This is a genomic window from Rhodococcus sp. CX (assembly GCF_015865005.1).
In the GTDB taxonomy this organism is placed as follows: domain Bacteria; phylum Actinomycetota; class Actinomycetes; order Mycobacteriales; family Mycobacteriaceae; genus Rhodococcus.
The window spans coordinates 1-13479 of the sequence record NZ_JADZGH010000270.1; the positions used below are offsets into that span (position 1 = coordinate 1).

14 protein-coding genes are annotated in these 13479 nt (G+C 65.8%); 3 read left to right on the forward strand and 11 right to left on the reverse strand.

The genetic code is table 11. The features are described from left to right. Positions 1-217 precede the first annotated feature (217 nt). Positions 218-880 carry a TetR/AcrR family transcriptional regulator gene (locus tag I0Q12_RS30450; RefSeq protein WP_197257639.1) on the forward strand — a complete coding sequence of 221 codons (663 nt, stop codon included), beginning with the start codon at positions 218-220 and terminating at the stop codon, positions 878-880. Between the two features lie 45 nt (positions 881-925). On the opposite strand, the gene I0Q12_RS30455 is transcribed toward I0Q12_RS30450, so the two are convergent. The 8 genes from I0Q12_RS30455 to I0Q12_RS30490 all read right to left on the reverse strand — a co-directional run bounded on the left by I0Q12_RS30455 (position 926) and on the right by I0Q12_RS30490 (position 8872). Beyond that, positions 926-1903 carry an NADPH:quinone oxidoreductase family protein gene (locus I0Q12_RS30455; protein WP_197257641.1) on the reverse strand — a complete coding sequence of 326 codons (978 nt, stop codon included), beginning with the start codon at positions 1901-1903 and terminating at the stop codon, positions 926-928. 105 nt (positions 1904-2008) lie between these two features. Next, positions 2009-2752: an SDR family NAD(P)-dependent oxidoreductase gene (locus tag I0Q12_RS30460; RefSeq protein ID WP_197257643.1), complete on the reverse strand. Its 744-nt coding sequence runs from the start codon at positions 2750-2752 to the stop codon at positions 2009-2011. Next, positions 2749-4053 carry an acyl-CoA dehydrogenase family protein gene (locus tag I0Q12_RS30465; protein ID WP_197257645.1) on the reverse strand — a complete coding sequence of 435 codons (1305 nt, stop codon included), beginning with the start codon at positions 4051-4053 and terminating at the stop codon, positions 2749-2751. The genes I0Q12_RS30460 and I0Q12_RS30465 overlap by 4 nt, the downstream gene beginning before the upstream one ends. A 56-nt stretch (positions 4054-4109) precedes the next feature. Beyond that, positions 4110-4766: a TetR/AcrR family transcriptional regulator gene (locus I0Q12_RS30470; protein WP_197257647.1), complete on the reverse strand. Its 657-nt coding sequence runs from the start codon at positions 4764-4766 to the stop codon at positions 4110-4112. A 42-nt stretch (positions 4767-4808) separates the two neighbouring features. Continuing rightward, complete coding sequence (locus I0Q12_RS30475; protein ID WP_197257649.1) at positions 4809-5831, reverse strand: phosphotransferase family protein; 1023 nt, start codon at positions 5829-5831, stop codon at positions 4809-4811. Positions 5832-5988: 157 nt separating this feature from the next. After that, positions 5989-7608, reverse strand: coding sequence for an AMP-binding protein (locus I0Q12_RS30480; protein WP_197257650.1), 1620 nt, complete (start codon positions 7606-7608; stop codon positions 5989-5991). Beyond that, entirely contained in the window at positions 7605-8345 is a 741-nt protein-coding gene (locus I0Q12_RS30485; RefSeq protein ID WP_197257651.1) for a tyrosine-protein phosphatase, read from the reverse strand. Before I0Q12_RS30485 ends, I0Q12_RS30480 begins: the two co-directional genes overlap by 4 nt. A gap of 2 nt (positions 8346-8347) precedes the next feature. Further along, a complete protein-coding gene (locus tag I0Q12_RS30490; RefSeq protein WP_197257652.1) occupies positions 8348-8872 on the reverse strand; it encodes a DoxX family protein in 525 nt (174 codons plus the stop codon). Positions 8873-9013: 141 nt separating this feature from the next. Here I0Q12_RS30490 and I0Q12_RS30495 point away from each other — a divergent pair, with 141 nt between their 5' ends. Beyond that, positions 9014-9778: an SDR family NAD(P)-dependent oxidoreductase gene (locus I0Q12_RS30495; RefSeq protein WP_197257653.1), complete on the forward strand. Its 765-nt coding sequence runs from the start codon at positions 9014-9016 to the stop codon at positions 9776-9778. Positions 9779-9881: 103 nt separating this feature from the next. On the opposite strand, the gene I0Q12_RS30500 is transcribed toward I0Q12_RS30495, so the two are convergent. Beyond that, positions 9882-10682, reverse strand: a complete 801-nt coding sequence (locus tag I0Q12_RS30500) for an enoyl-CoA hydratase/isomerase family protein (protein ID WP_197257654.1) — start codon at positions 10680-10682, stop codon at positions 9882-9884. Positions 10683-10827: 145 nt separating this feature from the next. Here I0Q12_RS30500 and I0Q12_RS30505 point away from each other — a divergent pair, with 145 nt between their 5' ends. Continuing rightward, positions 10828-11883 carry an acyl-CoA dehydrogenase family protein gene (locus tag I0Q12_RS30505; RefSeq protein WP_197257655.1) on the forward strand — a complete coding sequence of 352 codons (1056 nt, stop codon included), beginning with the start codon at positions 10828-10830 and terminating at the stop codon, positions 11881-11883. Positions 11884-12033: 150 nt separating this feature from the next. Here I0Q12_RS30505 and I0Q12_RS30510 read toward each other — a convergent pair whose 3' ends face one another. Together I0Q12_RS30510 and I0Q12_RS34395 are read right to left on the reverse strand one after the other, a co-directional pair. Further along, positions 12034-12831, reverse strand: a complete 798-nt coding sequence (locus I0Q12_RS30510; RefSeq protein ID WP_197257656.1) for a crotonase/enoyl-CoA hydratase family protein — start codon at positions 12829-12831, stop codon at positions 12034-12036. 26 nt (positions 12832-12857) lie between these two features. Then, the coding region (locus I0Q12_RS34395; protein ID WP_231611753.1) for a thiolase family protein at positions 12858-13479 on the reverse strand (622 nt) is incomplete at its 5' end.

The window sequence follows — 13479 nt, forward strand, 5'->3', positions numbered from 1 at the left end:
GATCCCACCGCCTGGCAACGACCCCCGACGAACTTCTGACCAGGACCACTTAGAGCACCTGGTTACCTAGGACGGAAAATAGTACGAGTGACTGATTCAGTCAAGCGTACTAAAATTCGGCAGAGAGGCGGGTGACCATGCCCTACCGGTGAGCCGGGTAGGTTGGCCGAATGCCGAACTCGCCCCGACACCTCAACGGCCGGCACCGGGAGCTGCGATGACCCAACGACCAACCTCGAAGTCCGTCGATGCGAGGAACCGGATCATCCGCGTCGCTGAACGATTGTTCGCGGAGCGGGGGATCGCACGGGTTTCACTACGCGAGATATCGGCGACGGCCGGCTATGCGAACAATAATGCGGTTCAGTACCATTTCGGCAGCAAGGACGCCCTGGTCAAGACGGTATTTCAGTACCGATACCTATGGCTGGACGAACAACGAATCAAGTTGCTTGCCGAACTACCCTCCGACCCGACGATCGAGGAGGCGGTTCAGACCGCCGCGCGTTGTCTCGTGCTGCCCCTCGTGTCGTTGCTCGACGATCCCGAAGGTAGCTATCACCTGCGATTCGCTGCGCAGCTGTACCAGCAGCCCGAGCACAATGTCCTCACGACGACGGGTGACTTGCACCGCGAGCTGTTCGGCAATTCCGACAGCGTGATCCGTTCCGTCTACCGCATGGTGGATGATCACTTCACCGGCACAGATCGGCACCGGCTGTTCCTCCGGGAACGATTCGTCGCCGCATTGGTCACCAACGCCATGGCTGCACGCGAAGCCGCAGAAGAGAAGTCCTCGGATACGCTGCAGCCGAGCCGGGCGCTCTTTGTGGATCAACTTCTTCTGTCCGTACGCCTACTACTGCGGGGCGAGGTTTGACTGGCCAATCGTGTGGCGCCACCGGATGAGCACCCGCTGGCGGCTTCAGCGCGAGCTGATGTCGATGACGATCTTTCCGGTTGCACGACGTTCAGCCACACGCGTCAGCGCGAGCGGAGCCTCGTCGAGTGAGTAGACCTCCGAGACGAGGGGCTTCATGCCTTGCGCGACCAGGCACTCGATCTCTGCGCGCCCCTTGTCCACCGCGGCCGGAAGGCGCGATGCCAGGGTCCGGATCTCGAAGCCACGCACGATCGCGCCCTTCAGGAGCACCAGGTTCAGCGGAATCCGCGGAATGTCGCCCTGTGCGAAACCAACACATACGAAGCGGCCGCCCCACGCGATGGCGCGAAGCGCCTGCTCCGAGTAGGCTCCCCCGACTGGGTCAATCACCACCTGGGCGCCGGTCCCGGTGATCTCCTTGATGCGCTGCTTCAGATCCTCGCTGTCATAGGCGATCGTCTCCACCGCACCCAGGGCACGGCACGCCTCCGCCCGTTCTGGGGTCGACGCGGCTGCAATCACTCTGCCGCCCAGTCGAGTCGCGATGTCGACTGCTGCGCTCCCGACCCCGCCGGCGGCACCCAGGACCACCACCCAGTTTCCGGGCTCCAGCGCACCGAAAGTGGTCACCGCGTGGTACGCGGTGCGGTAGGTGACGTTGAAGGCCGCCGCATGGACCATGTCCAGGCCTGCAGGCACCGGGGACAGAGCGGACCGCGGAACCGCGATCCGCTCTGCAAACGCGCCCGAGAGGGCAGTGCCCATCACCGCGTCACCCGGAGCGAGATCGCCGACGTCCGCTCCGACCGACAGCACCCGTCCTGCGAATTCGCTTCCTGCGGTGAAGGGTGTCGGTACCGAGAGCTGGTAACGATCGGCGGCGATAAGGACGTCCGGGAAGTTCACCGAAGCCGCCTCGACACCCACGACCACCTCCCCCGCACCGGCGACCGGGTCGGACACCTCGCGGATCACGATCGTGTCCGGTGTTCCGTGCACTTCACACCGCGCTGCGCGCATGTTGGGACCTTCCTGTTCGAGAATGGGACGAGGCGGGAAACCAAGTCGGACTGCGATTGTCCTGACATCAGACCGGTATCCGACATGTGCTGGACACGATCGCGGTCAGTACAGCCCGCCGTCGACTCGGATCAGTGACGCCGTCGTGTAGCTCGACGCCGGACTGGCCAGATACAAGGCGGTCGTGACGATCTCGTGAGGATGGCCCGGCCGTCCGATCGCACTCTGCGTGGACTCACGCTTCTCCGCCGCCCACGACTTCGAGATGTCGGTCAGGAACGGACCCGCGGAGATGGTGTTCACCCGCACCGTCGGCCCGAACTCTCGCGCGAACGCCCCAGTGAGGGCGTTCAGTGCTGCCTTTGCGCCCGCGTACGGCCCGAATCTCGGCTGAGGGAACAACGCACCCGACGACGAGACGTTGATGATCGAGCCTCCGTCCCCCGATGCCATCCGCTCACCGATCAACGACATCAAGCGGAACGGGCCCTTGAAGTTGACGCCGACGACCTTGTCGAACAATTCCTCGCTCGTCTCAGAGGACGACGGGGCGACCGGTGACATGCCGGCATTGTTGACCAGCACGTCCACCCGGCCGAACACCTCGTACACCCTCTCGACGAGCGCGTCGATCTCGTCCCACTTGCCGACGTGACAGCTCACCGGAAGTGCCTGGCTACCAAGGGCCTCAACCTCCCGGGCGACCTTCTCGCAGGCTTCCGCCTTACGGCTGGTGACGACGACATCCGCACCGGCCTCGGCGAATGCCAGCACCATCTCACGACCGAGGCCCCGACTACCTCCCGTAACGAGTGCTACCTTGCCGGCAAGCGAGAAGCGGTCGGTCATACGATGCCGTGCTCCGCGAGGACCGCCGCGTGCTTCGCCTTCGCTGCGGCGAGTCGGGTGGGGATGTGCTCGGTCGGGAAGAGATTCTCGGTCGGCTCGTAGTTCGCGAGTACCCCGCGAGCGACGGCGACCTTGTGCACCTCGGTAGGACCATCCGCCAGGCCCATCGAGATGACGCCGGTCCAGTAGTCGTGCAGCGGTGTCTCGATCGTGGAGCCGAGCGACCCGTGCAACTGGATCGCGCGATGGATGATGTCGTGGTAAACCTTCGCCATCGCGACCTTGCACATGGCGATGTAGGTGCGGGCCGACCCATGCGGCTGGGTGTCGATGACCCACGCGGTCTTGAGGACCAGCAGCCGGTACTGCTCGAGCTCGATCGCAGAATCGGCGATGAACTGCTGCACCAGCTGCTTTTTCGCGAGGACCTCGCCCTGTGTGCGGCGAGACAGCGCCCGCTCCCCCATCATGTCCAGCGCACGCTGGCATTTGCCGACGGTCCGCATTGCGTGGTGCACACGCCCACCACCGAGCCTGGCCTGCGCCACCTCGAAGCCCTGGCCGGGACCACCGAGGATGGCGTCCGACGGGACACGCACGTCGTTGTACCGGATGTAGGCGTGAGTTCCCTCGTCGAGCTCGTCACGGTCGCCCATCACGGAGACGTTCCGGATGATCTCGATTCCTGGTGTCTCGGCAGGCACAACGAACATCGACATGCGCCGGTACGGGGACGCGTCGGGATCCGTCACGGCCATCACGATGAGGAACGACGCGTAGCGGGCGTTCGACGAGAACCACTTCTCCCCGCTGATGACCCACTCGTCGCCGTCCTTGCGTGCCGCACAGACGAATTCCTTCGGGTCCGACCCCGCCTGCGGCTCCGTCATCGAGAACGACGACACGGTGTCGCCGTCGAGGAGTGGCTGCAGGTACTTTGCCTTCTGCTCCTCGGTTCCGTACATCGCGAGGATCTCGGCGTTGCCCGTGTCAGGTGCTGCCGTGCCGAACACCGTTGGCGCCCACATGGACCGGCCGAGCACCTCGTTCAGCAGTGCGAGCTTGATCTGACCGTATCCCTGGCCGCCCAGCTCCGGACCGAGGTGACAGGCCCACAGGCCCTGTTCCTTCACCTGCTCACGCAACGGGGCGAGAATCGCCCGAGCGGCCTTGTTCTCGGTGTTGTACGGCTGGCCGAGGTGCGGGAAGAGCAGGTCGAGCGGTTCGCACTCTTCCCGAACGAACTTGTCGGCCCAGTCGAGCTTCTCCTGGAATTCGGGGTCTGTCTTGAAATCCCACATGGTAAGAGTCCTTTACTGGTGAGCGAGTTGCCTTGCGACCCGCTGTCGTGTGGAGTTCAGTGTTCGGTGATCGCGCCGACGCAGAAGCGCAACAGGTGCGCTCTGGCCTCCTCTGTCGGTCGGTCACCCGATTCGAGATAGGTGGTCATGAGCCCCATCACCAGGGTGTGGACGAACACGGCCGTGCGCTCGGGGTCGGCGACCCCACTCTCGTCGAGAACGCGGCAGAGCAGTTCTCGGATTCGGGTGTGGCCAACAGGTTCGATCTCGCTCTTCGTCCTCGCGATCTGCCCCATGTTCCAGATGATCACCCGACTGAGCTCGGAAAGCTCATGGTCCTCGATCTGCGCCAGGACTCCGTCGATCCAGGCGGCCAGACGCGGCTCCAGCCCGGTCTGCTTGCGCACCCGGCGCTCGAGGTACGCGTGGATATTCAGCAGCCCCTGCTCGTAGGTCGCAACGATGACGTCGTCGCGACTGCGAAAGTTCCGGTAGAACGCCTGGTTCGACATTCCCGCTTCACCGACGATCTCGGCGATCTTGGGTTGTTCGGTGCAACCCTTACGCAGCATCACGGACTGTGCCGCGCGGATGAGGAGCTTGACCTCGTCATCGTACGAAGCTTGTCTGCGCGGCTTGGGCACGCGACGCAACTGTCGGCCACCGGGGATCACCGGTGGAGTGTCGTCTCGTCCGGGCACCGTCTCTGTCATCGGATCAACTCGTTCCAGCAGGCGAGGTAAACAGCAACCGAGTCAGTATCCGATGAACTCGAGCGCCTCGGTCAGCAGTCCCGGCAGAGCCGGTTCCATGCGCTGGAACGCCGGGCTCAGGGTTCCCCGCCTCCGTGCCCGCTTGATCAGCAGTGCCGTCGCGGCCGCTTCCTTGTACCGGGTCAGCGCGTGGAACCACTCGATGTCCTCGACCGTGCGGCCCAGCGTCTCCTCGTAGGTCGCGGTGACCTCCGCAACGGTCGGCGTGCCGCACGACTCGTCGAATGCCGCGGCGGGATGGCGGACCTCGTCGGTGAAGTAGGTGAGCCACGTCAGGTCGATGCGCGGGTCGCCGACCGACCAGATCTCCCAGTCGATGATCGCCGTGACGCGATCGCCATCGCACAGGGTGTTGCCCAAGCGGTAGTCACCATGGTTGACGACAGGGTCCGCCGGCGCGGGAATCGTCGCGTGCAGCGCCTTCGCGCATGTCGGGTAGTCCCCCCGCAGATCGTCCGGGATCGTCTCGAAAGCCCTGGTCCACCTGTCGATCTCGTCCGCCAGGGAGAGCACTGGTTCGTCGCCCAGCCCGATTTCGGCCGGGCTCACCGAATGCAGGCAGCCCAGCATCCGGGCGGCGTCGAGATAACGCGCGCGGGTCTGCGCCCGGGTCGCCTCGTCGCGCGGACGGTCCGCTACGAGGAGGGGCTCCAGGCATTCACCCGGGACCAATTCCATCGCCACGAACGGAGGAGCGGCAGCGTCCTCGAAATGTACGGTCGGGGCGGCAACACCCGGCACACTCTGCAGTGCCTTCATCACGCGGCCTTGCCGGATCACGTCCCTGTTGCGGACCGGTTCGAGCCCGGGTGGTGCCACCTTGAGAACAACCGGTTCGGTGGTAGCACCCGAGGCGATGTCGGCGATGAAGGTCAGGCTCGAGGTCCCGCCGGTCAACGGGCGCACATTGTCGACCCGGATGTCCGGTCGCCATTGACGACCCACCTCGGCAACACGACGGCCGAGGTCGGCCATGAGGTCTGCGTGCTCGGATTCCTTCGTCATGTGGATCCTTCGCTTGATGGCACAAAAGTAAGATTGTGATTCTGGGAATATGATTCTGAGTTATCGCGGTGATGTCAAGACCCAAGTCCCACCCCCTGTCGATCCGACTCGGGAGCGCGGAACATGTTGCCAGGAAACAAGTCTCCCCGACTCGGGGCTACTCGGACGGGAAGTGCGCGCGTCGCAGCTCCGCCTTGCGCACCTTGCCGAGCGCGGTACGCGGCAGATCGTCGACAACGACGAGCCGCTCGGGGGTCTTCTGCCGAGCCAGCCCCGACTCGACGAAGTGCGCTCGGAGTTCCCCCAGGGTCAGGTGCGCCCCTGGCTCGAGCACGACAACCGCCGCGACGACCTCCCCGTACCGCGCGTCCGGGGCCGCGACGACAGCTCCCGCCCTGACGGCAGGGTGGGCGACGAGAACGCTCTCCACCTGACCCGAGGAGATCGTCTCGCCCGCCCGGATCACCACATCCTTGATTCGATCGGTGATCGTCAGCCGGCCCGCCTCGTCCAGGTGCCCGAGATCGCCGGTGCGCAGCCAGCCGTCCTCGGTGAACGCGTGCAGATCCAGCGTGGCGTCCCGGTAGCCGACGAACTGGTCGGGCCCCTGGAGAACCACCTCGCCGTCGACCCCAACCGGGACATCGTCGCCACCGTCGTCGATGATGCGGACCCGGACACCCGCCATGGGTGCGCCGTCGGTCCCCAACCGCTCGGCCGCTCCCTCACCCGCGTGACCGGAAGTGGCAGTTGGGTGTTCGGTGGATCCGTAGCACCGAAACGTCGAGATTCCCGCCCGTTCCGCGCGCCGGACCAGGCCTTCGGGGACCGCTGCGGCCCCTACCAGGAAGTCCGACAGGGTTGCGAGCCGGTCGGCTACCCCGTCCACGTCCAGGAGTTCAGCGAGATGGAAGGGCGTACCCGAGGTTCCGGTGACCCGGTACTGCGAGATCAGCTCCGCGGCCAGCACGGGATCCCAACCGTCCATGTACACGGCGCCATGACCATGGACGAGGGGCCGAAGCACGTTTCCGACACCCGCGATGTGCCCGGGAGGAAAGGAGACAAGCTGTACCCTGTCAGCACCACGACTGGAGACACCGGACATGGAGCGCACTTCGGCAAGAAGCGAATTATGGCTGTGCTGAACACCTTTAGGATCTGCCGTGGTTCCGGACGTGTAGATGAGCAGGGCGATGTCGTCGGCGTCCACCTCCGGGCGCACGTACTCCCCCATGATGGACAGGTCGGCCCATGAGAGCGAACCCGGCGGAATGGCGTCACCGACGGTGACCACCTGTCGGAGCGAGGGCAATCCCGCATACCCGTCGATCCGGTCGCGGTACTCGGTGCTGCGCCAGCGGTCCGGCTGGATCAGCAGTGCCGCGTCCGACTGCTCGAGGATGAACCGGACCTCGTTCGGGCCGTAGATGTGCACGATCGGGACGAGGACCGCCCCGGCGAGCAGCACCGCCGCGTAGGCCACCGATGCCTCGACGCGATTGGGGAGTTGCACGGCCACCGCGTCACCCGGTCCCACACCGAGCTTCCGAAGACCGGCCGCCACCCGCCTCGCATCCCGGAGGACCCGACCGCTCGACGTCTCGGTCCGGGATCCGTCCGCGGCCACGTACACGATGGTCGCACACCGACCCACGGGCTCCTCGGACAGCACGTCCACCCAGGTCCGATCGCTGTAGAAGCCTTCTCGGTACCACCGCTCGACGAGCTCTCCGGCCGCCGGCGATCCGCCGCGTCGAGCCGACGGTTGGCTCATTGCTCTCTGCCGCCGTGCAGCCGGGCACACCACCTGTCGAGGTCGGCGGGATCCGCCCCGTGGTCCAGCAACCACTGAGCAGGTCCGCCGGGGGTTCCACCCAGCCGTTCGATGACCGGTTCGATCGCCTCGACCGGCGCGTGCATGTACTTCTCCGGCAGCGGGGGCGAATCGAGCTTTCGCATACCGACAGCGATCCAGCGTCGATACAGATCGTCCAGCGCATCCTCGCTGCGGATGAAGTCCTCGACGACCTCGTCGGGTTCGACGCCGGCGGCAAGCAACAGAACCGCGACGGCCACCCCGGTGCGGTCCTTGCCCGCCGTGCAGTGCACGAGTGTCGCGCCACGCGAGCGGGAGACGATGCGCACGAGGGTACCGGCCCACACCTCTCCGCAGTTCAACATGCGTACGAAGACCGCAGCGAGATCGGTCGGCGCGGCGTCGGGCGCAGCACCGTCGTGCATGGGCACGTGATGAACAACCGAGGCTGCGGGCCAGTCGTAGGCGAAGCGCGCGCGCTCTCGCGCCCCCCGCAGGTCGACAATGCTTGCCGGCGGCCAGGATTCGAGGTCGGGCACTGCGTTGTCGCCCGGATACGGGGCATCCCCTCGATAGAGGACACCGGATGCGGTCACCCCGCCACCGGATAGCGCCAGCCCACCGATGTCGCGCAAGTTGACCAGGCCCGGCACCGATCCCGCATCGGTGCGGGATTCGGATGGTGCCTCGTTCACGCTCACGAGACGCCCATCGCAGCGGCTGCAGGCGCAGGTCGGCGGTACGCTGCCGCGAGAAGAGCACCCGCGACGACAAGCCCTCCGGCAACCGCAACCAGACCTCCGGCCCAACCTGCGAAGAGATTGCCCCCGAACAGCAGGTTGTCGAGGCTGACAGCGCCAGGACCGGTGATCGCGACGGCCGCGGCGCCCACTGCCAGGACGAGGTTGTACTCCCAGCCGTCGGAGACCACGAAGAAGCCCTTCCCTCGGTGCACCGTCCAGGCTGCGACGAACATCAGGGAGACGAACGCGGCGGCGGTGAACGGCGTGAGCAGGCCGAGCGCGAGCGCGAGACCCCCCGTGACCTCGGTGCCGGCCGCCAGCCACGCGTTGGCTCGACCCGGGCGCATGCCGATGCTCTCGAACCATGCCGCTGTTCCGGTAATTCGACCTCCGCGGAACACCTTTGCGTATCCGTGTGCGGCCATCGTCAACCCGAGACAGATCCGCAGGATCAGCAGGCCTGCATCGACTGCGTTCATTTCCACTCCGTCCGTCATCTCGCCTGGATGACACCCAGGCGCCACATCGCTGGACAAATATAACCTCTTTAACTACGTTGGCAAACAACTCGAAGCGGACCCTGACCAGGTCCTCGCCCCCCACAACGAAAGGCACAATTCATGGACCTCACCAACGCGTCGGCCGCGGTCACCGGCGGCGTCTCCGGCCTGGGCAGAGCAACCGCAGAGGCGTTCATCGCTCGCGGTGTACCGACGGTCATCGTCGACCTCCCCTCCTCGAACGGCGCCGTCGTCGCGAAGGAACTCGGCGACCTCGCCACGTTCATGCCCGCGGACGTCCGCGACCCAGATGCCGTCGACGCCGCGCTCGCAGCCGCGGAGGAGTCCGCGCCGCTGCGGGCTGTCGTCCACTGCGCCGGTCGCGGCGGCAAGGTGCGCCTGGTCAACAAGGACGGCACACCCGGCGACCTGGAGCTATACAAGCAGGTCATCGACACCAATCTGGTCGGCACCTTCACCGTGGCCAGCGTCGCTGCCGCGCGGATGGTGCAGAACGAGCCGGTCGACGGCGAGCGCGGGGTCATCATCATGACCTCGTCCGTTGCCGCCTTCGAGGGTCAGATCGGCCAGGCCGCATACTCCTCGGCGAAGGCCGGCGTCGCGGGCTTGACGATCGTCGCCGCACGCGACCTCGCCCGCAAGCTCGTTCGCGTTGTCACGATTGCCCCGGGAACCTTCGAAACCCCCATCCTCGGCGGCCTGTCCGAGAAGGTGCGTGATTCCCTCGCGTCGCAGGTGCCCCACCCGAGCCGGCTCGGCAACCCTGCCGAGTACGCGAAGCTCGCACTCGCCATCGTGGACAACGCAATGATCAACGGTGAGACGATTCGCATCGATGGTGCGATCAGGATGGCGCCGGTATAGCGGTCCACCAACCACGAACGGAGATAGGGCCAGGAGGAGCGAACACTCCTCCTGGCCCCATTTCACCCGTATGTATCGCCTTTGTCAGCCGAATGCACGGACGTCAGCCAACAGTGCTCGCCAATGCCGCACGCGCTCCGAACACCGGCGTCCGCTTCTCGAGAAAAGCAGCCTTGGCCTCGACAGCATCCTCGCCGCCGATGTTGATCACCTGCGCCTGCGATTCCGCCCGTAGGGCCTGTTCCAGGCTCCCGCCCTCGACGGCCGCGTCCAAGAGTTGTTTCGTCAACGACAGCGCCCGCGCCGGGCCCGCGGCCAGGCGCTCCGCCATGGAGGCAACCGTGGCGTCGATCTCGGACGGCGCGACAACCCGCGTCACCAGGCCGAGGTCCGCAGCCTCTCGCGCGGAGTACATATCCCCGAAGTAGGCGATCTCCTTCGCCTTCTGCAGACCGACCAGTCTGGGCAGCAGCCACGATCCCCCGAGGTCGAGCGAGAGCGCACGACGGACGAAGATCTGCGAGAAGCGGGCCCGTTCGGTCGCCACCACGAGGTCGCATCCCAGAGCCAGGTTCCATCCCGCGCCGACCGCGACGCCGTCCACCTTCGCAATCGTGGGAATGGTCATGGCGTGCAGCGTCCGAGCCGCCTCACTGGCATCGGACATGAAGTCGAGCGTGTCCCCGCCCTTGAGACTGGCGAGGTCGGCCCCGGAGCAGAAGTCGCCGCCGGCGCCGGTGAGCACCATGACGCGGTCGGTGTGCCCGCGCTCGATCGCCGTGAAGGTCTCGGCCAACTCGTGCCACATGCCGAGATTCACGGCGTTCTTCTTCTCGGGGCGCGACATGACCACCGTCACCACACCACCACCACTACGCTCGACACGGAGAAATTCCACAGGCATGCTCCCATCGTTAACACATTCGAAGCCAGTGCGGCCGGCCGAAGGTGGTGCCCCTGAGCGGGATCGCGCCGCACCTGAGTACTACCGTGAACGTAGTAGACATGGTTAACTACGTCAATAAGCATGGAATCTCACGAGGAGTGTCATGGACTTCGCCCTGAGCGACGAACAGGTGGCCCTTGCCGAGGCCGAGCGAGCCTGGCTCACCAAGAACGACCCGCTGGCCGCCCGCAGGCCGACGATCGACGACGGCCCTGCCAGGATCCCCCCAGCGGCCCTCCACCACGTTGCCGAGTCCGGCATCGTCAGCCTGCTCACCTCCGAAATGGGCGGCACCCACGTCGACCTGCTCGTCCTGTGTGAGGAACACGGCCGCTCCGGAAGCTCGGTTCCCGTCGCGGAGTTGGCGATCGCCTGCCGTCTGCTCGAGCTGATCGGGCACCGGGCACTCGACGCTGTTGCGTCGGGTGAATCGCTCACCGTTCCTGCAGTCGGCTCGCCCGAGACGGGGGCGCTGCACGCCGACGTCGACGGAACATCACTTCGACTACACGGCACGACCGCGCCCGCCACCGGCCTGGTCGACGCCGACCGGGTCCTCCTCGTCGCCTCGGCGGTGAACGGCACGGAGGTGGCGGCACTTGTGGACACCGCGTCCGTCGAGATCCGCGTCCTGGACACGCTCGACGTCACCCGGTCGTGGGCGGTGGCCGACATCGATGTCACGCTCGGCGAGAACGAGTGGTCGACCGTTCCGGTCGGCACTCTGGCCTTCCTCCGCGACGAGCTGTCCACGTTCCGTTCCACGGACGCGCTCGGCGCCGCATCGCGTCTGCTCGAACTCACTGTGGAGTACGCAGGTCAACGCACACAGTTCGACAAGCCCATCGGGAGCTTTCAGGCCGTCAAGCACCACTGCGCCAACATGGCTCTTTCCGTCGAGGCGTCTCGCGCCGCACTGTGGGCCGCCGCGGTGGCCTTGGACGGTGCCGATCCCACGGTGCGCACGAGGGCAGTTTCCGCGGCGGCCGCATTCGCGGGTGAGGGCACCAGCACGACCGCGCAGACCGCCCTGCAGGTTCACGGTGGAATCGGGTTCACCTGGGAACACGACGTGCACCTGCTCATCCGTCGCATCAAGGTCGACGAGCTTCTGGACGGATCGGTCAGCTATCACCGGCGTCGCTTGATCAGTGCCTGATCACTGCGCTCCGTACGCATCGAGAGGGTGGTCCGGCACCGCCGGACCCACCCTCTTCCGCTTCCCGATCTCCCTCAGAAACGATAACGGTCCGACTGCAGCTTCACACCGCAGCCGGACCGAACCTCGAGGGCCGTACAGATTACGCGATCAGCGAGCCTTCCAGATCGGCTCGCGCTTCTCAGCGAAGGCACGAGGACCTTCCTTGGCATCCTCACTCGCCGCGAGGCGCTCCCACTCGATGTCCGAGAGCGACCACTTGGCGGTCTCGTCGACCGGCACACCATCGACAACGCCGTAGGCGATGCGCTTGCTGGCCTGAACGGACAGTGGCGCGTTGACGGCGATCCGTCGCGCAAGATCCATCGCGGCGTCAACGACCTTGCCTGCCGGCACCACCTGATTGATCAGACCGATCTCGAGCGCTCGAGCAGCGGTGACCGGATCGCCGGTGAAGATCATCTCCATCGCGAGACGCCGCGGGATCTGCAGCGGAAGCCGGAAGGCTCCACCCGCACCTGCGAGGAGACCTCGCTTGACCTCGGGAAGGCCGAAGGTCGCGTTCTCCGATGCCACGACGAGGTCGGCCGCCAATGCCAGTTCGGTACCGCCGCCGAGCGCGGTGCCGTTGACCGCGGCGATTGTCGGCTTGGCGGTGTACCTCGCCGCGAAGCCGGCGAATCCCCAGTCACGATGGCCAGGCGCGTATACCGATTCACCTCGAGACAGAGCCTTGAGATCCGCGCCCGCACAGAAGGACTTTTCCCCCGCACCGGTCAGCACGATCGCACGCACCTCGGGGTCCGCCGCCGCCTCGTCCAAGGCGCCACCGACACCGGCACTGACGGACGAGTTCACGGCATTGCGCGCGTCAGGACGATTGATCGTGATCACCATGACGTTGTCGACGCGCTCGACGAGTACCACGGAATCGTTGGTTTCGGTCACCGTATCTCCTTGTTCGATATCTGGTTTCAGTTGGCGTCGATCAGTTCGAGGATGGTGGCGTTCGCCTGACCGCCGCCCTCGCACATCGTCTGCAGCCCATACCGCAGGTTGTTGACGCGCATGTGGTGGATCATGTCGGTGAGAATCCGACCACCCGAACCGCCGAGCGGATGCCCGAGCGCGATCGCACCTCCATTGGGATTGACCCGAGCCGGGTCGGCGCCGATGTCCTTGATCCACGCGAGCGGGACGCTGGCGAACGCCTCGTTGACTTCGAACACCCCGATGTCCTCGAGCGCCAGCCCGGACTTGGCGAGGACCTTCTCGGTCGCCGGGATCGGGGCGGTCAACATGATGACAGGGTCGTCGCCCACGACTGCGACGGAGTGGATCTTCGCGATCGGCGTCAGGCCGTACCGAGCGGCGGCCTCCTCACTCATGATCAGCAGCGCCGATGCACCGTCGGAGATCTGGGAAGCGTTGCCGGCGTGGATGACCCCGTCTTCCTTGAACACGGGCTTGAGCTTCGCCAGCGACTCCTCCGTCGTGCCGCGGCGAATGCCCTCGTCCCTGGAGATCACGGTGCCGTCCGGGGTTGTGACCGGGACGATCTGGGCGTCGAACAGGCCCGCATCCTGCGCGGCGGCG